Raw genomic sequence first — 21,361 nt, forward strand, 5'->3', positions numbered from 1 at the left:
CGCGGGTCGTCGTTCACGCAGACGTGCCGAGCACGCGCCCGGCGAAGCCGGAGAGGCGTGTTCGCAGCGACTCGATTCGCTGCTGCCGGACGGTTTCCGGGTCATGGCCTCCGAACATCGGCGGCGGCTTCATCCGGACGTTCCTCGAGCACTCGAAGTTCGAGCAGATCAAGGTGCCGATGGTGTCGCCCTTGCGTCCGGCGGCACCGGCGAGCTTGGCGCTGAAAAAGGCGACGTCGTTGGGCAGGAGGACGTCCTCGCAGAACGAACACAGCGGGCGTTTGCGCGGCTGGCGTCCGCCCAGCCGGAGCATGACGCCGACCGGCTCGACGTCGGTCGGGATGACGACGTAGCCGACCACCGGCTGCTTCGGATCTCGCCAGCCGACGAAATCCGTCCGCTCCCAATTCGTTTCCGTGAAATCGGGCGGGAGGATGAGTGATTTGCGTTCGCGGACGGTCGCATTGACGAAGGAAGAGCGGATCTCGGACTCGGTCAGAGCATGCATGAAGGAAAAACACCTCTGGTGTCGTGAAGGGAATGAGGGCACGCGTCGACCGGCGCGGTCCGCGGATGCGGTACTCGCGCCGGTCGGGGCAGGTCACTCAACCGTCGGCCGCACGACGCCGACGACCTCCTCACGCCCAGCGGGCGACGACACGAACGGATGCATGAACCAGATGCTCGCGTCCCGATGCGACTCTGTCAACGGAAATAACCACGATCGAGGAACCACTCTGCCGGCGGAGCCTTGCCGGCGGCGATTGGCACATGCCGAAAGCGGGTATCCGATCGTGGTGATCCCCACCACGGGCGTGCGGCCACCGGACGATCGTGTCGAGCCGACCGCGTCGGCACGCGGACAGAGGTGAGCAGCATGCTCCACATCGGTACCTCCGGCTGGCAGTACAAGGACTGGCGCGGCGCGTTCTATCCCGAGAAGCTCCCGCAGCGGCTGTGGCTGAACTACTACGCGGAACGGTTCACCACGGCGGAGGTGAACAACACCTTCTACCGGTTGCCCGAGAAGACGGCGTTCGAGCACTGGGCGGACGCGGTTCCCGCAGACTTCCGGATGGCGGCGAAGATGAGCCGCTATCTCACGCATGTGAAGCGGCTGAAAGAGCCGGCCGAACCGGTCGAACGCTTCCTCGACCGTGCCGCCGGTCTCGGGACGAAGCTGGGACCTGTGCTGTTGCAGCTTCCGCCCAACCTCCGGGCAGAGCCCGACGCCCTCGCCGACACCCTGAAGCTCTTCCCGGACAGTGTCCAGATCGCCGTGGAGCCGCGTCACGAGTCCTGGTGGACCGACGAGATCCGTGAGGTCCTCGAACGGCACAATGCCGCGCTGTGCTGGGCCGATCGCCGTAGTCGGATCCTCACCCCGCTGTGGCGGACCGCCGACTTCGGATACCTGCGCATGCATGACGGCACCGCCACACGGCCGATGAGCTACGGCGTCCGCGCCATCGACACCTGGCTGCGCCGTTTGCGCGACAGCTTCGACGCTGAGTGCGACGTCTACGTGTACTTCAACAACGACCCCGGCTGCGCCGCGATCGACAATGCGCGCACCATGATTCGGCGCGCACAGACCCTGGGGATGCCTGTGAGGACGGTCGCACCGCGGTAGCCGAGTGATAGAGAACACGTCACATAAATTGGTATCGGCGATGCCAATTTATGTTTCACTTGCCGCATGCAGCTGACACGCTTCACCGACATCGGCCTCCGGGTCGTGATGCGACTCGCCGTCGCCGGTGAAGAGTCTTCGGCTGCACCATCTCTCACCACAAAGGATCTCGCGGCGGAGCTCGCCGTCCCGTACACGCATGTCGCCAAAGTCGTCGGCAGGCTGTCGGAGATGGGTGTCGTCCATGCGCGCCGTGGCCGGGCCGGGGGTCTGACGATCACCGACCTCGGTCGCGAAGCACGCGTGGGCTGGCTCGCGCGATCCCTCGAAGGTGACGGGGAGGTCGTCGATTGCGAAGGCCCGCAGCCGTGCCCGCTGCGCCGCGGGTGCCATCTCCGGGGTGCGCTCGCCCGGGCGGCCGCCGCGTTCTACGACAGCCTCGATTCCGAAACCGTCGCCGATCTCGCCGGCGAGCCGACCACCGCGGTGCTGCTGTCGTTGTCGACGCGGCCGCCCAACGGTGACAACGACTTCCGGCCGGAGGCCGGAGACTCTCACCCAGTGAGCAAGTGAACAGAGGAGTTCTCATGCTGTCCGACACCCAACGCGCCACTCTCGCAGCGACCCTGCCCGCAGTCGAGGGAGCTCTCACCGAGATCACCCCGCGGTTCTATCGCGGACTGTTCGACGCACATCCGAACCTGCTGGACAACCTGTTCAACCGCACCCACCAGAAGAGCGGTGAACAGCTGCAGGCTCTCGCCGGTTCGGTCGCCGCCTTCGCGCGTCTCCAGCTCGAACCCGATGTTCGACGCCAGCGGTTCATCCTGGACCGGATCGCGCACAAGCACGCCTCGCTGGGTGTCACCGCCGATCAGTACAAGGTCGTCCACCAGCATCTGTTCGCGGCCATCGTCGAGGTCCTCGGCGATGCCGTCACGCCGGAGGTGGCCGACGCGTGGGACCAGTTGTACTGGGACATGGCCGATCTGCTCATCGCCTCCGAATCCGACCTGTATGCCGCTGCGGGTGTCGAGCCCGGCCAGGTGTGGCGCGAGGTCCGGGTCACCGACCGCGTCCAGGTCTCGCCCGACACGATCGCTCTCACGGTCGCCGCTGTCGACGGCGGTCTCCCGGGATTCCGTCCCGGGCAGTACATCTCGGTGCAGGTCCCGCTGAGTGACGGCGCCCAGCAGATCCGCCAGTACAGCCTGACGGGGTCTCCCGTCGACGCCCAGTGGCGCTTCAGTGTCAAACTCGCCGGCGAGGTCTCGGCCCACCTGCACGAGAACGTCTTCGAAGGCGACATCCTGCGGGTCAGCACTCCCTTCGGCGATCTCGTCCTGCCCGACGACGACGCCCCGCTGCTGCTGGCCTCGGCCGGCATCGGCTGCACGCCGGTGATCGGCCTGCTGACCGCACTGGCCGAGAAGGGCGACGCGCGCCCGGTGACGGTCCTGCACGCCGACCGGTCCCGCGACCGCCAGCCGCACCGCGGAATGCTTGCCGCGCTGGTGGACTCGCTGCCGACCGGGCGGCTCATCCAGTGGTACGAGAACACCTCGCCGCACATCGTCTCCGACTCGGTCCGGGTCGGTCAGATGTCGCTGGACAACGTCACCGTCGACCGCGATTCACATGTCATGCTCTGTGGACCCACCGGGTTCCTGTCGTCGATGCGTCAGGAGTTCCTCGGCCGCGACATCGCGGAGAGTCGGATCCACTACGAGACCTTCGGTCCGGAACTCCTGCGATCGGGTGCCCGATGAGCACCGCCGCGGCGGTGGTCACCGCGCTCACCTTCGTGTGGCTCGGCATGGTCGTCGCGATCTCTTTCCTGGAGGCGCCGCTGAAGTTCCGGGCGCCCGGCGTGACCCTGCCCATCGGTCTCGGGATCGGCCGACTGGTCTTCCGTGCTCTCAACGCCGCGGAGCTCGTCTGGGCGGTCGCCATCCTGGTCGCCGTCGTACTCGGTTCCTGGCCGGGGGCGGCCATACCGACTGCCACCGGGGTTGCGGTCGCCGCGTTGGTCGTCCAGCTCATCGCGGTCCGGCCGGCCCTCACCAAGCGGTCCGACGCCGTGCTGGCCGGACACGACGGCCCGCGTAGCTCAGCGCATCTCGTCTATGTCGGCGTCGAGGTCATCAAGGTGGCCGCGCTGGTCTGGCTCGGCACGGCGGTACTCGTCGGCGCGACCTGACGAGCTGACCCGAGCAACCCGTCGCTCATCGGTGACCTCAGTTGTCACCGATGAGCGACGCGGCCAATTCCTCTGCTTGCGTGCGGATCTCGGGTATGGCGGTGGACTCCCAGAGTTCACCGCGGCGCAGCGATCCCAGTGTCCAGATCGGGCCCGGACGGCCGGCGGCGTCGAGGACACGACCGTCGTCGGTGACCAGACCCAGACCGAGCGGGTCGGTCGTCGCCAGTCCGGCGTCGAACATCGAGTCGAGGACGGGATTGCCGAGTCGCCGCAGATCCGTCTGCGGGCCGGTGCAGTTCACGATCCAGGCATAGGTGCGCTCGTCCTCGCCGGTCGCGACGACCAGACCGCCCGGGACCGCGTCGACTCGGGTGATCCGCCCCGAGCGCACGACGAGACGACCCGTCCGTCGGGCCTCGTCGATCAGCGCACCGCTCGACGGCGGCATCCGATGACGACGCACACCCCAGTCCCCGGCGAGGTCGCGGACGAAGGTGCGGCGGTCCGTCTCGTCGAGCCGCCTCCACAATTCGGCGATCCGGTAGCGCACACCGTCGACGCCGGGTCGCCAGTTCCCAAGCAGGCGTTCGATTCTCGCTACATGGGTGGCGACCGCGGCCCGGATCTCGTCCAGGCTGTCGCCCCACGTCGAGGTGTCGGGGACGACCTCGCCGAGGTACGTGTCGGCATGACGTCGAGGCAATCGACCCCCGCGCGAGATGGCTTCCACGCGTCGGTCGTCGCCGGACTTCAGCAGGCTGATCGCCACGTCGACCATGGTGAGACCGGTACCGACCACCAGGACGTCCCCGTCGTCGGCCAGCACCGGTTCGAGGGCGTCGGGCAGCCACGGGTCGGCGATGTATCGAGGTTGTTCACTCAGGTCGCACGGCGCCCAGTCGTTGCCCACGCCGGGAAGTCCGGTCGCGAGCACCAGGCGGTCCCCGTCGAAGACTGTCCCGCCCGCCGTCTCCACGCGAACGCCGTCACCCACCGCGGTGACGATGGTGGCGTCGTCGCGCAGGTGCCGGACACTCAGCCGGTCTCCGGCGCGTTCGCAGGCCTCCGCCAGCCGGGATCGGAGGTAGCGGGCCCACTGCGCCCGCGGGGCGAAGAAGTAGTGCGCCTGTTCGCCGACGACCAGTCCCTCCGACCGGCACCAGTCCACGAAGTCGAACCGCTCGTCCGGGTCCACCGACATCCCCGATGCGGGGACGTTCAGGAGGTGGGCAGGATCCGTCGTGCCGAAGGCCGGCCCGGCGACCTGGTCGACCGCGTCGATGACCACGACCTCGAGTGTGTCTGTCCGTTCGTCCGCGGCCAGCAGTCGAGCCAGGTGGAACACGACGAGCGAGCCGGCGGCGCCGGCCCCGACCACGATGACGCGCATCACCCGGCACCTGCGCCGACGAAGCCGGAACAGACGGATCCGGCTCGTGGACGGGGACGCATTTCTGGCACCGGTACTTCTTACAGCAGACCGGTCCCGCTCGGTTGGACGAGGCGCAGCGGCAGTGTCGGCAGTCACTGGATGCGGGCCGGTGACCCCACCGCCCGAGGCAGCGCGGCCACCGTCGTCGCTCGTCCTGCTGTCGCCGCCGTCGTTGTACTTGATGCCCTTCTCGTACTACGTAAGTCCCTTTTCTGGGTTCGCGCCGCCATGTTGACTCCAGAGCAATGATCAGAACCTGTGGATGACCCTCGGTGAGGGGGCGTTGAAAGTGGGCGCACCTTCCCGAGGATGATCTGAATATCCGAAGGTCCGATCATGAGCCGGCGTTGGCGCGCTGGTTCGGGAAGGTACGCCCATGCTCACCGTAGTTCACGATGCCACCGAGGCCACTGAAAGCACCGGCGGTGCCGGTCGGTCGTTATTGGACGAGATCGTCCGCGACGGCGCCCGGCAGATGCTGGCTGCAGCACTCAAAGCCGAGGTCGCCGCCTACGTGGCCCAGTTCGCCGACCAGCTCGATGAGGACGGCCATCGGTTGGTGGTCCGCAACGGCTACCACCAGCCGCGTGAGGTGCTGACCGCGGCCGGCGCGGTCAAGGTGAAGGCGCCGCGGGTCAACGACCGCCGCGTGGACCCCGATACCGGTGTGCGGCAGCGGTTTTCCTCGGCGATCCTGCCGGCGTGGGCACGTAAGTCTCCGCAGATGAGTGAGGTGTTGCCGCTGCTGTACCTGCATGGGCTGTCCAGCGGCGACTTCACTGCGGCGTTGGAGCAGTTCCTCGGCTCGGGTGCGGGGTTGTCGGCCTCGACGATCACCCGGCTGACCGCGCAGTGGCAGGACGAAGCCGCGGCGTTCGGGCGCCGTGATCTGTCCGGTACCGACTACGTCTACCTGTGGGTCGACGGCATCCACCTCAAGGTGCGCCTGGAGCAGACCAAACTGTGCCTGCTGGTGATGATTGGCGTGCGTACTGATGGCCGCAAGGAGCTGGTGGCGATCACCGACGGGTATCGGGAGTCCACCGAGTCGTGGACCGACCTGCTACGCGACTGCAAACGCCGCGGGATGACTGCCCCGGTGCTGGCCGTGGGCGATGGCGCCCTCGGGTTCTGGAAGGCGGTCCGCGAAGTGTTCCCAGCGACCCGTGAGCAGCGGTGCTGGTTTCACAAGCAGGCCAATGTCCTTGCCGCACTGCCTAAGTCGGCACATCCGTCGGCGTTGGCGGCGATCAAGGATATCTACAACGCCGAGGACATCGACAAGGCACAGGTCGCGGTCAAGGCATTCGAGGTCGACTTCGGCGCCAAATACCCCAAGGCCGTCGCCAAGATCACCGACGACCTTGACACCCTGCTTGAGTTCTACAAGTACCCGGCCGAGCATTGGATTCACCTGCGCACGACCAACCCGATCGAAAGCACTTTCGCCACGGTGCGACTTCGGACCAAGGTCACCAAGGGGCCTGGATCACGCGCGGCCGGGATTGCCATGGCCTACAAGCTGATAGACGCCGCACAAGCCCGCTGGCGGGCCGTCAACGCCCCGCATCTGGTCGCCCTGGTCCGTGCCGGCGCGGTCTTCCACAAAGGCAAACTGCTCGAACGGCCCACCGACATCACCCCACCGCAACCGCCTTCAAACGGTGACGAGCGCACCGGAACGGAGGTCGCCTGAAACACCCCGATCCACAGGTCTTGACAATTTCTCTGACTCCAGGGGAGGCTTGGTTGTGAGTGGGCCGGGCACCGTAGTCAGAACTCCCGGTTTGGAGGCGAGCCATGTTGCGGTTCTTGTCTCGCGAGTTGCACACCTGGCGGGTCATGCATGTGTCATCGAACGAGCTGGTGCGTTCGGCCGACCGTCTCGAAAGCGTGCTGCTGGCCGTCGTCTCGTTGATGGGTCTGCTGGGAGTGTTGGTCGCACTGACCATGGGTAGTGACGCCTACGCCCGAAACAAGGTTGTCGTTGAGAACCAGCCTCCACGGCATGAGGTGACCGCGAAAGTGGTCGGCACTCCGAAGCAGGACAACGACACATCATTCGTCGTGTGGTCAGAACGCGACGGTCGCCAGATCACGGCAGCAGTTGGGCGTGAGCGACAAGACCGTGTCGGTGGAACACGAGAGATCTGGCTGGCTCCGGACGGTGAGGTGGTCGACCGGCCCGCCACTACTGCAGACGCCATGTTGCACGCCATCGCGACTGGCGGAAGAGCTGTCATCGTCACAGCGTTGGGATGGTGGCTGCTGACCAGGTCGCGCAAGACGGCGAACTCAGAGCCGGACCGAGCCTAGAACGCGCGTTGACCGGTCGCCCGAGAGGTCTTTGTCTCACCGTTCTGTCGACGGGGTGCGGATGACCACGCCTGCGAGTCGTCGAGACCGACTTGCGCCGGCAGCGGCGGTAGCTGGGTCCCGAACACTTCGTGGGTGAATTTGCTCAAGGCACGGCACTCGTCGGCCCACGCCATGCGACCGGCCGGTGTCGCCTCGTAGGTGCGACGATTTCGGCATCTCCGCATTGTGTCGTGCCGCTCGATCAGGCCCCGTCTGACGATGTCGTCGAGCGCCAGGCGTAGATCGCTTGGCTGCACGCGGTAACCGCGGCGACGCAGTTCCTCCAGGAGCCGATGCTCGGAGACGTCCGACTGCAATGTGATTCCCAAGATGTGCACACGAATTGCGGCGTGTTCGATCGTTGTCATCACTCTTCCATGCCACCCCTTCGTGCAGCTGATGCCTAGAGTCGGTCGGACCGCGACGAAGTGACAAAGGTAGTCCACGTCGAATCGTCCCAGGGACGACTGTCGACGAGGTCCTGCAGAGACTGCGCAGCCCGAGCTCGGGTCTGTCGGTAGGCGTCGATGTGTGGATGATCTGGTAGTTTGGGACAAACCCACTGAGATCGGAACATGTTGTGACAGAGGCGAATAAGTCCGGCAAGCGTCCCGCGTACGAGGTCGTCGCCGACGCGCTGCGTGTACGGATCCTCGCCGGCGAACTGACCCCGGGCACCCGTCTCCCACCGGACACCGAACTCCGGGCCGAGTTCGGCGTGGGGCAGAGCACCGTACGCGAGGCCATCCGGACGCTCGCGAGCGAGAACCTGGTCCACACCACGCGCGGGGTCACCGGCGGGACGTTCGTCGCCACCCCCGACATCGGCCAGCTCAGCGCCCATCTCGAAGCCGGGGTCACCCTGCTCGCCGCCGCCGAGGGGGTGACCGTCGACCAACTCATGGAGGTTCGTCAGCTCACCGAGGTCCCCGCGGCCGGCGTCGCCGCCTACCGGCACACCGACGCTCACCTGGAAGAGTTGCGCGACACCATCTTCGACCCATCCTCCGGCATCGGTCCCGAGGTCTACGCCAACAACCAGGAGTTTCACCGCATCCTGCTGCGCGCGGCGGACAACCCGCTCCTCGATCTCATCACCGTCCCGGTGTTCCGGGTCATCGGCAGCCGCTTCAGTCGCGACGCCGCACCGGAGGGTTTCTGGCAGTGCGTCGACGAAGACCACCGTGCGATCCTCGAGGCGGTCGAGCGCCGGGACTCGATGACGGCGATGACCCTCATGCGCCGGCACCTCGACCACCTCGGCGACGTCTACAAGCAGATGGATCTGCTCAGACGTCAGAACTGACGCGGACCGGTGGGCGTCGGAGATGCCATTCGCTGTGCTCCTGCACCTGCTCGGCCAGCGCGAGGAGGGTCCCCTCGTGCAGACGCGCCGCCGTCAGCTGTGCACCGATGGGCATTCCGGACGGATGCACGCCGACCGGCAGCGCCAGTGTCGGGCCGTCGTGCAACGACCACGGATACGTCAGCTGTCCCATCCGGCGGGCCTGCGCCACCACCGCCTCCCCGACGCCGAGCTCCGGTACGTCCACCGGCATCGCCGGCGTGAGCACGACGTCCACCTCTCGGAACAAGTCGGCCATCGCCGACCGGAAGACGTCCCGCTGTCGCACCGCAGCGTCTCGCTGTGCGTCGGAGATGCTCAGTCCCAATTGGATTCGCTCCCGGGTCGCCGGCTGGAACCGGGACGGCTCGTCCCGCAGCCGCTCGGCGTGGGTGCGCGCCAGGTCCGAGTAGATCAGGGTGTAGACCACATCCTGCGCCGACTCGCTGTGCGGCACCGGACATTCCACGACACGGTGACCCACTCTCCGGAGGAGTTCGACGGTTTCGGTGACGGCGTCGGTGATGGCGGGATCGACGTCGCCGGTGACGAACGGCCACGGGACCGCAACTCTGAGGGGACCGGTGTCCGGGGGTGCCGGGTCCGAACCGGCCAGCACCGCGAACGTCTCGCGCACCCGGGTGGCCGTGCGGGCCAGCGGTCCGACGGTGTCGAAGTCCGCACTCACGGGGAAGATCCCGGACATGTCCAGCAGGCCGATGGACGGGCGCAGACCGGTCACCCCACAGCACGCGGCGGGCAACCGGATCGAGCCGCCGGTGTCGGTGCCGAGTGCCACGTCGACGAGCCCCGCGGCGACGGCGACACCTGACCCGCCGCTCGAGCCGCCGGGCACACGGCGGGCGTTCCAGGGATTCACCGGACCGCCCGATGCCGAGTTCTGGCTCGTGACGCCGACGGCGAACTCGGCGAGGTTCAGCGTGGAGGTGATCACCGCCCCGGCGCGTTTCAGGGCGTCGACACATGCCGCGTCGTCCGCCGCCACGCGGTCGGCGAAGAACTCCGATCCACAGGTGGAGCGCACCCCACCGACCTCGATGTTGTCCTTCACGCCCACGCGGACACCCGCCAGGGGACCCCGGGCCCCGGATGGATCGACGCCCAGCTCGCCGGGCACCCAGCTGATGACCGTGTTCAAGCGCTCGGCGACGGAAACCGCTTCGGCAGAGGGACTCCCGGAGATGCCGGAGGGGCCGGCGACAGCGACACTCAGCCCGCTCGCTTCGCTCCCGGCGCTGGCATCGCCGGCCCCTCCGAGATCACTGGTCAGGACGCCACCCGCGACGAGCGCAGGGCCTCGGTGGCAGCCTCGTCGACGGTCCAGTTGTCGGTGTTCACGACCACACCGTAGTCCTGGCGCGCCTCCTCGGCGGTCAGGTACTCGTCCCACACGTCGGACAGCACGGAGAACGGGTCGCGCCGGAACGGGTCGCCGAAACCTCCACCCGACGGCATCCGGATCTCCAGGCGGTCACCCGCGTGGATGACCTCCTGGGTGACCTTCGAGAAGAGCACCTCTTCTTCCGGTGTGCCGGGATTGCGGATGAACGATCCGGAGGCGCCGTCGCCGCCGCCGAGCGCACCCGCGGGCGGGTCGGTGCGGTTGTCGGCCTCCGAGCCGAGGAAGGTGTCGGTCTCCATGTACCAGGTGCGCACACTGCCGATGCCTCCGCGCCACTGACCGGGAGCCGGCGACTCGTCGCGCAGTTCGTAACGCTCGGCGCGCATGGCGTGATTGAGCTCGAGTTCCTCGATCGGGTTGTTGCGGGTGTTGGCCATCAGGGCGTCGACGGCGTCCATGCCGTCCTTGCCGTTGCGCGCACCGTAGGAACCCTCGTTGATCTCGATGTAGACCCAGTACGACTCGCCGTCCTCGGCCAGACCCGAATAGGCGATGGCACACAGCGCCGCCGACGAACCGGCGATCGCCCGCTCGGGCAGCACCGGCGCGAGCGCCAGGTTGATCGAGTCGAAGATCCGGTTGACCTGAGAGAACCGGGCAAAACACGACGCCGGGAAATCCGGGTTGAAGATCGTCCCCTCGGGTGCGTAGGCACGCACCGGACGGAAGCACCCGTCGTTCTGCGGGACGAACTCCTCGGTGAGGTACTCATCGAGGAGGATCGTGCGGATCGCGCTCACCGCGACGGGAAGCACCGAACCCTCGAAGGGCACGTTGAACGCCGTGGGCACCTGATCGTTCGAGCCGGTGAGGTCGATGAGGACGTCCTCGTCCTCCACCTGCACGCGGACCGCGACCTTCAGCGGGACACCGCGATTCTTGCCGTCGTCGTCGAGGTAGCCGATCGGTGCTTCGTAGCTGCCGTTGGGGATCGCCCGGATGCGGCTGCGCAGCATCTCCTCCGAGTAGTCCATCCACCGGTCGGCGGCGCTCATCACGACGTCGAGACCGTACTTCTCGAGCAGTTCGACGAACCGCTTCTCGCCGATGCGGGAGCAGGCGATCAGGGCCTCGAGATCGCCGCGGTTCTGCTCCGGTGTGCGCACGTTGTCCAGGATGTGCTGGATCAGCATGTCGTTGCGGACGCCGCCGTCGTAGATTTTCATGGAGTCCATCAGCTTGCCCTCGGCCCAGACGTCGACGACGTCCATGCACAGGCCGGGGAAGTTGCCGCCGATGTCGGAGACGTGACCGGTACACCCGGCGAACCCGATGTGCTCGCCCTCCCAGAAGATCGGGATGATCACGCCGTAGTCGGGGGAGTGCGCCGCGCCGTGGTACGGGTGATTGTGCAGGATCACGTCACCCGGCTTGTAGGTCCCGGCGAGCTTACGGTTGACGCCGCGGATGTAGGCCGGGATCGAACCACAGTGCATCGGAGTCGAATCCGACTCGCACAGTTCGCGACCGTTGACGTCGAAGATGCCGGCGCCGAGGTCCTCGGACTCGCGGATCAGGCTCGAGTAGGCCATGCGGTAGAGGACCTGGGCCATCTCCTTGGCCATCGAGTTCAGCGCACCACCGATGACGCGCAGGGTGATCGGATCGACCTCGACGGTGTTCCAGGTCCGATTGGCCTCGGCGGCAAGGGAAACGCCGTCGGTGGGCATCAGGGTCTTCGCCATCTCAGGCGCTCCTCTCGATGATGATGTGGCCCACGGCGTCGACCGTGGCCTTCTGTCCGATGCCGACGATGGTCGTCGAGTCGAACTGCTGGACGATGGCGGGGCCCTCGAAGGTGTTGCCCGCCTTGAACAGTGCGCGGTCGTAGACGGGGGTCTCGACCCATTCGGGGTCGGCGGAGTCGTTCTTCCAGAACAGCGCCTGGGTGGTCGACTTGATGGCGCCCGATGCGTCGGCGCCGCCCTTCTCGATCTCGGCGATGCGGATGTGCTCGACGGCACCGACACCGGTCACGCGGATGTTGACCAGCTGTACCGGCTTGTCGTCGAAACGCTGCGAGTAGGTACGGCCGTGCACCTCGTGGAAGGTGGCCGCGGTCTGCTCGACCCATTCGGCGGTGATCTCGCCGTCGGGTGCGGGCACACGAAGCTCGTAACCCTGTCCGACATAACGGCAGTCGACGCTGCGCTCGAGGGTGATGTCGTCCTCGGCGATGCCGTCGGCCCGCAGCTGGGCGACGGCCTGCTCGGAGAGCCGGTCCATCTCGCGGGCCAGCAGTTCGAGGTCGGGTTCGGCCGACGACGTCCACACGGTGGTCGGGACCTCGTAGCGCACGTCGGTGGTCAGCAGGCCGACCGCCGACGTGATGCCCGGATGGCCGGGGACGATGACGCGCGGAATGCCCAGGTGCTCGGCGATCTGCCACGCGTACAGCGGACCGGCGCCGCCCTCGGCGACCAGCGAGAACTCGCGCGGGTCATAGCCTTTGCGCACCGAGTGCAGGGAGATGGCCTCGGTCATCGAGTGGGCGAGGATCTGGAAGATACCCATCGCGGCATGCTCGAGATCGGCGCCGAGCTTGTCGGCGATGTGGGTCTTGACCGCCTCGGTCGCCAGCTCCGGCTTGACCTCCATGGTTCCCGACAGGAAGCTGTCGGCGCCCAGCCAGCCCATGACGACCATGGCGTCGGTCGAGGTGGGTTCGGTGCCGCCGCGGTTGTAGCAGGCGGGTCCGGGCATGGCGCCCGCGCTGCGTGGTCCGACGCGGAACATGCCACCCTCGTCGATGCTGGCGATCGAGCCGCCGCCGGCGCCGATGGTGTCGACCTCGGCCATCGGGACCATCGCGTGGTAGTCACCGATCCGGGTGTCGAGGAGGTGCTTCATGCGCAGCTTGCCGTCGGGTGCGACACCGATGTCGGCCGAGGTGCCGCCCACGTCGAGGGTGATGACGCTCGGGTATCCCGAGGCCCGGCCGATGAAGCAGCCGCCGAGCAGACCGGCGACGACGCCGCTGGTCAGCAGCGACACGGGGACCTCGCTGGCGCTGCGCGAGGTCACCAGACCACCGGCCGAGGTCATCAGGTGGACGTCCTCGCCGACCTGCGCGGCCTTCGCCTTGCCGGCCAGGTTCTCGATGTAGCGGGAGGTCTTGGGTCCCACGAAGGCGTTGAGGGCGGTGGTCGAGAAGCGCTCGTATTCGCGGTACTGGCTGGCGACGTCGCTGGACAGCGACACGAAGACGCCGGGGTACTCCTCGGCGATGATCTCGCGGACCCGCTGCTCGTGGGTGGGGTTGCGGTAGGCGTGCAGGAAGGCGACGGCGATCGCCTCGACCCCGCGTTCGCGGAGAAGTGCGACCTCGCGGCGGACGGCGTCCTCGTCGAGCGGCGTCAGCACGTCACCGGCGGCGTCGATCCGCTCGGGGACGGTCCGCCGGTTGCGGCGCGGGACCAGCTGCCACTTCTGCCAGGGCAGATCCTGGTAGTTGGAGTAGTTCAGGGGGCGCTTCTTACGCGCGATGTGCAGGAGGTCGCGGAACCCGTCGGTGGTGATCATGCCGACGTCGCTGCCGTTGTGCTCGAGCACGATGTTGGTGGCCACGGTGGTCCCGTGGAAGAACATCTCGATGTCGGCGACGTCGATGCCCGCACGCTGCGCCAGCACCTCGATCCCGTCCATCGTGCCGATCGAGGGATCGTGGTTGGTCGACGGCGTCTTGTGCACCGTCACCGTCCCGTCGTCGTCCCACAGGACCAGGTCGGTGAACGTACCGCCCACATCCACGCCGATTCGCTTCATCGAAACTCGCTTCCTCTTCTCATGCCGTCACCCCGACGTCGGATCGGTGCGCCCCATCCGGTGACGGGAGTGATCTGAGCCATAGCTGCGCTCGGAAGAATGATGCAATACATCGGATGTTTCGGCAACCCATGAGCAGATTCTCGGTGAATTCAACACGTTCCCGTTGTCTTGACGACTTAAAGATCAGATGTTTATGGTGGGCCGCGTCACGGCGTGTGCTTCTCGACGACGACGCCGCACCCTTCAGGAGGACCATTGACCACCCATCCCGCCACACTCGGACGCTTCTTCGAGGACTACGTCGTGGGCGACGTCTATCAGCACCCGATGGGCCGCACGATCACCGACACCGACAACGCGTGGATCACCTGTCTGTCGATGAACACCAATCAGAACCACTTCAACGAGCACCTCGCCCGGACGAATCCCATCACCGACGGCAAGGTGATCGTTAACTCGGGGCTGACCATCGCGTTGGTGCTCGGCCTGTCGGTGATCGACATGAGTCAGAACGCCGTCGCCAACCTCCAGTTCACCGACGTCAAACTCCAGCATCCGGTGTACGTCGGCGACACGATCTACGCCGAGAGCATCTGCACCGACCTGCGCCAGTCCAAGTCTCGTCCCTACGCCGGCATCGTGTCGATGGTCACCCGCGGGATCAACCAGGACGGCGAGGTCGTGGTGTCCTGGAAGCGCTCCGTCATGGTGGCGACCCGCGAGAGCGGCATCGGACAGAACTACTTCCCCGAAGTCAAGGCGCCCTCGCTGACCGAGCTCACCGCCGCCGCACAGACCGAGGATGCGCGCTCATGAGGCCGCTCGAAGACGTCCGCATCATTGCCGTCGAGCAGTACGGCGCCGGCCCCTTTGGCAGCGTCCATCTGGCCGATCTCGGTGCCGACGTGCTGAAGATCGAGGAACCGACCTCCGGCGGCGACGTCGGGCGCTACGTTCCGCCCTACAACAAGGGCGAGGACTCGCTGTTCTTCGAGACCTTCAACCGCAACAAGCGCAGCCTGTCGCTGGACCTCGGGACGCCCGGCGGACGCAAGGTCTTCGAAGATCTGGTCCGCACCAGCGACGCGGTCTATTCGAATCTGCGCGGCGACGTCCCGGCGAAGATCAAGATCACCTACGACGACCTCAAGCACCTCAACCCGGCCATCGTCTGCTGCAGCCTGACCGGGTTCGGCATGACCGGTCCGCGGGCCAAGCAACCCGGTTACGACTACATCCTGCAGGGCCTGGCCGGATGGATGGACCTCACCGGCGATCCCGACGGTCCGCCCACCAAATCCGGTCTCTCCCTTGTCGATTTCTGTGGCGGCTATGTCGCCGCGCTCAGCCTGATGGCGGGTCTGCACGCCGCCCGGCGGGATGGGGTCGGCGGCGACTGCGACGTCTCGCTCTACGACACCGCCATCTCGATGCTCACCTACCCGGCCGCCTGGCACCTCAACGCCGGCTACCGTCCGGGCCGCACGAAGAACTCCGCGCATCCCTCGCTGGTGCCGTTCCAGGCCTTCGAGGCCTCCGACGGGTGGTTCGTCGTCGGCTGCGCCAAGGAGAAGTTCTGGGTGCGGCTGGCCGAGGCCATCGGTCTCACCGAGCTGCTCGACGACCCGCGGTTCACCGACTTCGCCGCCCGCGGTCAGCACAAGGACGAACTGCTGCCCTTGCTGGAGAAGCGATTCGCCGAGGCGACGGTCGATCACTGGGTGTCGTTGCTGACGGAGGCCGGTGTGCCGACGGGGCCGATCAACGACGTCGAGCAGGCGTTGACCGAGGAGCACACCCTGGCGCGCGGGCTCATCGCCACCACCGAACACGAGGTGTGGGGCGAGGTCCGTCAGGTCACCTCACCGGTGCGCTTCGGCAACGAGCCCGCGGAGTATCGTCGGGCACCGCGCCGCAACGAGAACTTCGACGAGGTGATGGAACTGCTCGGCTACAGCGCAGACGACGTCAGCGGTCTCGTCGAGGCCGGCGCCTTCGGATCGATCGCACAGGGCACGCCGTGACCGCCCGCCGGCTCGCGCGATGGGCCGCGGGCCTCGACATCGACGACATTCCCGAGGTCACCCGGCAGGCCGCGGTGCGACATCTGCTCGACGGGATCGGCAATGCGATCGGCGCCCGTCGACTCGATCAGGGCGGCCCCGGACTGTCCGTCGCCCGCGGGCTCGGCGGCCCGGCGCAGGCACATCCGCTCGGTGACCCCGAGGCCATCTCCGCTCCCGCGGCGGCCTTCGCCAACGGGGTTCTGATGCACGCCCTGGACTTCGACGACACGCATGCCGGTGCGCTCGTGCATCCGACGACGGTCGTGGCACCGGCCGTCCTGGCCGTCGCCGAGGAAGTCGGCGCGACCGGTGCGCGGACGGTGACCGCGCTGGTGGCCGGCCTGGAGACCGCCTGTCGACTGGGTGCGGCCGCACCGCACGGCTTCCACGCGCGCGGACTCCATGCGACCGCCGTCGTCGGCCCGCTCGCCGGTGCCGTCGCCGCCGGCCTGCTGTACGGCGCCGACGCCGACCGTCTCACCGATGCGATCGGCATCGCGGCGTCGTCGTCGGGTGGGTTGCTCGAGTTCCTCGACACCGGGGCCAACACCAAGGTCCTGCACCCGGGGAACGCGGGTTTCAGCGGTGTCCTCGCCGCGCGCCTGGCCCTGGCCGGGGCCACTGGTCCCGAATCGGTGCTGGAGGGCCGGCGCGGCCTCTACCGGGCGCTCGCCGACCGGGACGTCGATCCCGACGTGATCGTCGCCGATCTCGGAACTCGTTGGGAGAGCGCCGGTATCGGTATCAAGCCGTACCCGAGCTGTCAGCTCATGCACGCCTCGCTCGATGCGGTGGCGCAGGTCCTGGCCGATGCGGCGCAGGCGGGTGTCGCGGTGACGGCGTCGCGCGTCGCCGCCATCAGCGTCGACGTTCATCCCGACAGCGTGGACATCGTCTGCGGGCCCGGAACCGGAACCCGCAGCCCACGCAGCGTCTATGACGCGAAGTTCGACCTGCCATGGAGCGTCGCCGCACTCGTCCACGACGGAGCGGTCACGGTCGACACCTATGCCGAGGAATCGATCGTCAGACCCGACGTGGCCGCCACCGCCGGACTCGTCGAGGTCGTTCCCGTACCCGATGCCCGCCCGGCCGCCGACGCCGCCGGCCGGGCGGTCATCACCCTCGACGACTCCACCCGGCTCGTCGGCGAGGTTCCGTGCAGCCGAGGCACTTCCGGCCGGCCGATGGACGACGCCGCGGTCGCCGAGAAGTTCCGGGGCAACAGCGGCGGCGGAGCCGACGCGGATGCGCTCATCGAAGCGGTCCTCGGTTTGTGCGACGCCCCGTCCGTCGAACAGATCCCGGTGCTCGCGACCGCCCTCATCGGCTGACCGACTCTTCTCGCCGAAACCCCGGGCCGGGCCCGGAGTACCGTCCACACCTCAGATCAAGGATCACGCAATGGATTTCAGCTTCACCGAGGAACAGCGCGACTTCCGGTCGGCGCTCCGCCAGTTGGTCGACAAGGAGATCATCCCGGTCGCCAACGAGTGGGAACGTGAGGGTCGCTATCCCACGGAGATCGTCGCGCGACTGCGGGACATGGGCCTGTTCGGGATCACGACGCCCGAGGAGTACGGCGGACTCGAACTCGACATGGTGTCGTTCACCCTCGTGTACGAGGAGATCGCCCGCGGCTGGATGGGTATCGCCGGCATTCTCGGCAGTCACAACCTGGCGTGCTGGATGATCGCGCGGCACGGTACCGAGGAACAGAAGCAGCAGTGGCTGCCCCGGCTGGCCAGCGGGGAATGCCGTACCGGCATCGGCCTGACCGAACCGGGCGCGGGCACCGACCTGCAGGGCATCAAGACCACCGCCAACCGCGACGGCGACGACTACGTCATCCGCGGCACCAAGACCTGGATCACCAACGCACGCCACGCAAACGTGCTCCCCGTCCTGGTCAAGACCGATCCGTCGGCCACCCCGGCGCACAAGGGCATGAGCATCCTGCTCGTCGACACCACGACTCCCGGATTCGAGGTCCAGCGCGACCTCGGGAAGCTCGGCTACAAGGGCACCGAATCGTGCGAGATCTTCCTCGACGAGGTGCGGGTGCCGGCGTCGACGCTGCTCGGCGGGGTCGAGGGCCGCGGCATGCAGCAGGCCTTGTCCGGCCTGGAGATCGGCCGCCTCAACATCGCCGGCCGCAGCGTCGGCATCGCGCAGGCGTCGTACGACGCGGCGCTCAACTACTCCCGGGAGCGCACCGCCTTCGGCAAGCCGATCTCGGACTTCCAGGCGATCCAGCTCAAGCTCGCCGACATCGCGACCCAGCTGCAGGCCGCCCGTCTCATGACGTATTGGGCTGCCGCGAAGGCGGATTCGGGTGCGCGCGTCGACGGCGAGGCGGGCATGGCGAAGTACTTCGCCTCGGAGACCGCGATCACCGCGAGCCTCGAGGCGATGCGGATCCACGGTGGCTACGGCTACTCGACCGAGTTCAACGTCGAGCGGTACTACCGCGACGCGCCGCTGATGTCGATCGGCGAGGGCACCAACGACATCATGCGGACCGTCATCGCCAAGGCACTGGTCAACGGGACCGTCACCGTCGGATGAGTTCGGCGCTGATCTACCTGTACGTACCGGGCGACCGGCCCGAACGTTTCGGGAAGGCGACTGCCTCCGGTACCGACGCCGTGGTCCTCGACCTCGAGGACGCGGTGCCGGTGGCCGCCAAGGACGCTGCGCGTATCGCGGTGGGCGCCTGGCTCGAGAACCGCGACCGGTCCGGTGTGCCCGCGTGGGTACGGGTGAATCCGGGTGCCGAACTGCTCGACGACCTGACCATGGCGGTCCGGTGCGGGGCCGACGGCATCTGGCTGCCCAAATGCGATGATCGCGCGACCCTGGAACGCGTGGACCGGATGCTCACCGATCTCGAGACGCAGGATGATCGTCCACGGACACCGGTCTCACCGCTCATCGAGACCGGTGCCGGACTGGTGAATGCGCCGGCGATCGCCGGCGGTCCCCGGGTCGAGTTCGTGCAGATCGGCGAGGTGGACCTGGCGGCTGATCTCGGGGTGACGCCGATCGTCGGCGACGAGTTGCTCTGGGCACGATCGCAAGTCGTGGCCGCGTCGGCGGCGGCCGGAATCCGGCCACCCCTCGCGGCCGCATCGCCGGTCATCGACGATGCCGAGTCGTTCGAGACCGAGACCCGGCGGCTGGCCGGGCTCGGGTTCTTCGGTCGCGCGTGCATCCACCCGCGTCAGATCGGGCCCGCGCGTGCCGGTCTCGCACCGACCGCGTCCGAGGTGGACGCCGCGGTCGACGTGCTCGCGGCCTTCGACGCCGCCGGGCAGGGGGCGGCGACCGACAGTGCGGGCCGGCTCATCGACGAGGCGGTCGCCCGGATCGCGCGTAGGACCCTCGCTCGCCGGACCTGACACACCCGCGGACGACGTTTTCGTGACAGATCATCGACCGGGGGCCTGATTCCTCTCAGGATGTGCTCAGGGTGCCTGATTTGTCCGCTAATGTTTAGCAATGCGCAAAGGTCAGGGCCATTCCCGATGGTCGACGCGTCCGCTGGTTGCGGCGCTCGCGGTGTCAATCTCGGCGACGTTCTCGGTGGTGGGGATAGGAGCCTCCGAGGCGGCACCCGTCGTGAATCCTCAGGCCGGGAAGGTGGTCGCGCACTCGGGATTCGACGTCAAACGCGACGGCTTCTCCTTCGAGAACTGGGGAGACGACGACGCCCTGCACCGGCGCGGTCTCACCATCGACGGCATGCGTGCGGTCTTCGGCGACGAGGTATGTGCCCGGATCGTGCTCGGCGTCTGCTCACCGACCACCGTCGCCGAACTCGTGCAGAACGAGTTCAACGAGTCGATGACCGGGGGCCACTGCTACGGCATGGCGGCGCTGGCAGGTCTGTACAACACGAAGCGCCTGAGCCCGTTCCCGCTGGCGATGCCCTGGCAGACGGTCTACAGCATGCCCGCGTCGGGTCCTCTCGACGAGCTGATCGCCCGGATGTTCATCACCCAGGGCTTCCCGCCCACGGATCTCGCCATGTCCGAGGTCTCGGTGTCGCAGGCACTGACCAAGCTCCGGAACGCCTGGTCGCGCAACGACAACTACATCCTCGCCATCTTCACCGATGACGAGCAGACGGCCGGACACGCGATCAACCCGGTGGCGATTCGGGATCTCGGCGACGGCAAGCGCGGCATCGTGGTGTACGACAACAACTTCCCGGGTGTGGAGAAGATGGTGGTCGTGGATCCGGCCGCCGACACCTGGTACTACTCGACGGCGACCAAGCCGTCCGATCCGACGATGCTCTTCCAGGGCTCGCAGAAGAACAAGTTGGTGCTGGTCCCGCTGGCCACGGTCCTGGCGCGTCATCAGGATCCCGATCTCCGCACCGACGACACCGTCGTCGTGGTGACCGACACGAACGGTACGGCCAAGGGGGTCGGTGACGTCGACTGGGATGTCCGTGTCACCGATCTGTCCGGCAAGCCGATTCCCGGTGTGGAGCAGAAGATCCTGTTCAACAACGACAACACCGCGCGGTTCATCGTCCCCGCCGGCAAGCGTTTCCGCGTCGTCGTCGACGCTGTCGAGGCCGGACGTACCGCCGACATCAGCACGACGGTCCTGAGCAGCGGTGGTGCGGTGGCGGTCGGGGATCTCGAGGTTCCCGCCGGCGCGACGTCCGCGCTCGATGTCGATCCCGTTCGTCACGCGATCCGGGTGAGTTCGTCGGCACCGACGACAGCCCGGTTCGAGGTTGCGACCGAGGATTCGCTGCGTTCGGTCTCGACCCAGACCTCGCAGCTCGCCATCGGTCCGGGCTCGTCGGTCTCGGTAGGGGCCACGTCGCCCGTCGGCGTGACCGTGCAGACCGAGGGTCGTGCGCAGAAATTCCGGGTCGCGGTCGAACGCAGCGACACCATCGCCGACCGGAGCGCGGTCACACAGACTCCGGTCACACTCCGGCCGGGTGCGAAGCTCGATGTGCCGGTGGATCTCTGGACGGGGTGGACCCCGCTGACCGCAACGGTCCGCGCCGGTGGGTCGACCACCGCCGTGCCCCTGTCGGTGAAGTGATCTCGCCGGCAGTGACGCCGGCGAAGTGAAGAACAGATCCATCCGGGACATTCGACGCCG

The 21,361-nt window shown here is 67.4% G+C and carries 18 protein-coding genes; 13 read left to right on the forward strand and 5 right to left on the reverse strand.

The window, feature by feature from the left end; all coding sequences use genetic code 11:
- Nucleotides 1-13 precede the first annotated feature (13 nt).
- Nucleotides 14-508, reverse strand: a complete 495-nt coding sequence (locus tag GAA2_RS00215; protein ID WP_191834633.1) for an FBP domain-containing protein — start codon at nucleotides 506-508, stop codon at nucleotides 14-16.
- A 369-nt stretch (nucleotides 509-877) separates the two neighbouring features.
- Between GAA2_RS00215 and GAA2_RS00220 the strand changes: the two genes are divergently transcribed.
- The 4 genes from GAA2_RS00220 to GAA2_RS00235 all read left to right on the forward strand — a co-directional run bounded on the left by GAA2_RS00220 (nucleotide 878) and on the right by GAA2_RS00235 (nucleotide 3,833).
- Nucleotides 878-1,633, forward strand: a complete 756-nt coding sequence (locus GAA2_RS00220) for a DUF72 domain-containing protein (protein WP_191834634.1) — start codon at nucleotides 878-880, stop codon at nucleotides 1,631-1,633.
- Between the two features lie 66 nt (nucleotides 1,634-1,699).
- Nucleotides 1,700-2,206: an RrF2 family transcriptional regulator gene (locus tag GAA2_RS00225; protein ID WP_191834635.1), complete on the forward strand. Its 507-nt coding sequence runs from the start codon at nucleotides 1,700-1,702 to the stop codon at nucleotides 2,204-2,206.
- A gap of 14 nt (nucleotides 2,207-2,220) precedes the next feature.
- Nucleotides 2,221-3,402, forward strand: coding sequence for a globin domain-containing protein (locus GAA2_RS00230; protein WP_191834636.1), 1,182 nt, complete (start codon nucleotides 2,221-2,223; stop codon nucleotides 3,400-3,402).
- The gene (locus tag GAA2_RS00235; RefSeq protein WP_191834637.1) at nucleotides 3,399-3,833 is read left to right on the forward strand and encodes a hypothetical protein; all 435 of its coding nucleotides are present in this window, start codon (nucleotides 3,399-3,401) and stop codon (nucleotides 3,831-3,833) included. The genes GAA2_RS00230 and GAA2_RS00235 overlap by 4 nt, the downstream gene beginning before the upstream one ends.
- A gap of 37 nt (nucleotides 3,834-3,870) precedes the next feature.
- Here the strand turns inward: GAA2_RS00235 and GAA2_RS00240 are convergent, their stop codons facing one another.
- On the reverse strand, nucleotides 3,871-5,226 hold the full coding sequence (locus GAA2_RS00240) for an FAD/NAD(P)-binding protein (RefSeq protein ID WP_191834638.1): 1,356 nt from the start codon (nucleotides 5,224-5,226) through the stop codon (nucleotides 3,871-3,873).
- A gap of 418 nt (nucleotides 5,227-5,644) precedes the next feature.
- Between GAA2_RS00240 and GAA2_RS00245 the strand changes: the two genes are divergently transcribed.
- The 3 genes from GAA2_RS00245 to GAA2_RS00260 all read left to right on the forward strand — a co-directional run bounded on the left by GAA2_RS00245 (nucleotide 5,645) and on the right by GAA2_RS00260 (nucleotide 8,932).
- Nucleotides 5,645-6,964 (forward strand): IS256 family transposase, encoded by a 1,320-nt coding sequence (locus GAA2_RS00245; RefSeq protein ID WP_159405108.1) that lies wholly within the window; start codon nucleotides 5,645-5,647, stop codon nucleotides 6,962-6,964.
- A gap of 104 nt (nucleotides 6,965-7,068) precedes the next feature.
- The gene (locus tag GAA2_RS00250; RefSeq protein ID WP_191834639.1) at nucleotides 7,069-7,584 is read left to right on the forward strand and encodes a hypothetical protein; all 516 of its coding nucleotides are present in this window, start codon (nucleotides 7,069-7,071) and stop codon (nucleotides 7,582-7,584) included.
- 622 nt (nucleotides 7,585-8,206) lie between these two features.
- A complete protein-coding gene (locus tag GAA2_RS00260; protein WP_024500035.1) occupies nucleotides 8,207-8,932 on the forward strand; it encodes a FadR/GntR family transcriptional regulator in 726 nt (241 codons plus the stop codon).
- Here GAA2_RS00260 and GAA2_RS00265 read toward each other — a convergent pair.
- The 3 genes from GAA2_RS00265 to GAA2_RS00275 all read right to left on the reverse strand — a co-directional run bounded on the left by GAA2_RS00265 (nucleotide 8,916) and on the right by GAA2_RS00275 (nucleotide 14,159).
- Nucleotides 8,916-10,130, reverse strand: coding sequence for an amidase (locus GAA2_RS00265; RefSeq protein WP_191834641.1), 1,215 nt, complete (start codon nucleotides 10,128-10,130; stop codon nucleotides 8,916-8,918). The genes GAA2_RS00260 and GAA2_RS00265 overlap by 17 nt on opposite strands.
- A 128-nt stretch (nucleotides 10,131-10,258) precedes the next feature.
- Nucleotides 10,259-12,079, reverse strand: coding sequence for a hydantoinase B/oxoprolinase family protein (locus GAA2_RS00270; RefSeq protein ID WP_191834642.1), 1,821 nt, complete (start codon nucleotides 12,077-12,079; stop codon nucleotides 10,259-10,261).
- A 1-nt stretch (nucleotide 12,080) separates the two neighbouring features.
- Nucleotides 12,081-14,159, reverse strand: a complete 2,079-nt coding sequence (locus GAA2_RS00275; protein ID WP_024500038.1) for a hydantoinase/oxoprolinase family protein — start codon at nucleotides 14,157-14,159, stop codon at nucleotides 12,081-12,083.
- Between the two features lie 258 nt (nucleotides 14,160-14,417).
- Between GAA2_RS00275 and GAA2_RS00280 the strand changes: the two genes are divergently transcribed.
- From GAA2_RS00280 to GAA2_RS00305, 6 genes are all read left to right on the forward strand, one after another.
- Nucleotides 14,418-14,978 (forward strand): MaoC family dehydratase, encoded by a 561-nt coding sequence (locus GAA2_RS00280; RefSeq protein ID WP_024500039.1) that lies wholly within the window; start codon nucleotides 14,418-14,420, stop codon nucleotides 14,976-14,978.
- Nucleotides 14,975-16,186, forward strand: a complete 1,212-nt coding sequence (locus GAA2_RS00285) for a CaiB/BaiF CoA transferase family protein (RefSeq protein ID WP_191834643.1) — start codon at nucleotides 14,975-14,977, stop codon at nucleotides 16,184-16,186. Before GAA2_RS00280 ends, GAA2_RS00285 begins: the two co-directional genes overlap by 4 nt.
- On the forward strand, nucleotides 16,183-17,562 hold the full coding sequence (locus GAA2_RS00290) for an MmgE/PrpD family protein (protein WP_024500041.1): 1,380 nt from the start codon (nucleotides 16,183-16,185) through the stop codon (nucleotides 17,560-17,562). Before GAA2_RS00285 ends, GAA2_RS00290 begins: the two co-directional genes overlap by 4 nt.
- Before the next feature lie 70 nt (nucleotides 17,563-17,632).
- Nucleotides 17,633-18,796 carry an acyl-CoA dehydrogenase family protein gene (locus GAA2_RS00295; protein ID WP_024500042.1) on the forward strand — a complete coding sequence of 388 codons (1,164 nt, stop codon included), beginning with the start codon at nucleotides 17,633-17,635 and terminating at the stop codon, nucleotides 18,794-18,796.
- Entirely contained in the window at nucleotides 18,793-19,629 is an 837-nt protein-coding gene (locus tag GAA2_RS00300; RefSeq protein ID WP_024500043.1) for an HpcH/HpaI aldolase/citrate lyase family protein, read from the forward strand. Before GAA2_RS00295 ends, GAA2_RS00300 begins: the two co-directional genes overlap by 4 nt.
- Before the next feature lie 100 nt (nucleotides 19,630-19,729).
- Complete coding sequence (locus GAA2_RS00305; protein ID WP_024500044.1) at nucleotides 19,730-21,301, forward strand: hypothetical protein; 1,572 nt, start codon at nucleotides 19,730-19,732, stop codon at nucleotides 21,299-21,301.
- Nucleotides 21,302-21,361 lie beyond the last annotated feature (60 nt).

Source organism: Gordonia ajococcus, assembly GCF_012974285.1.
Taxonomy (GTDB): domain Bacteria; phylum Actinomycetota; class Actinomycetes; order Mycobacteriales; family Mycobacteriaceae; genus Gordonia; species Gordonia amicalis.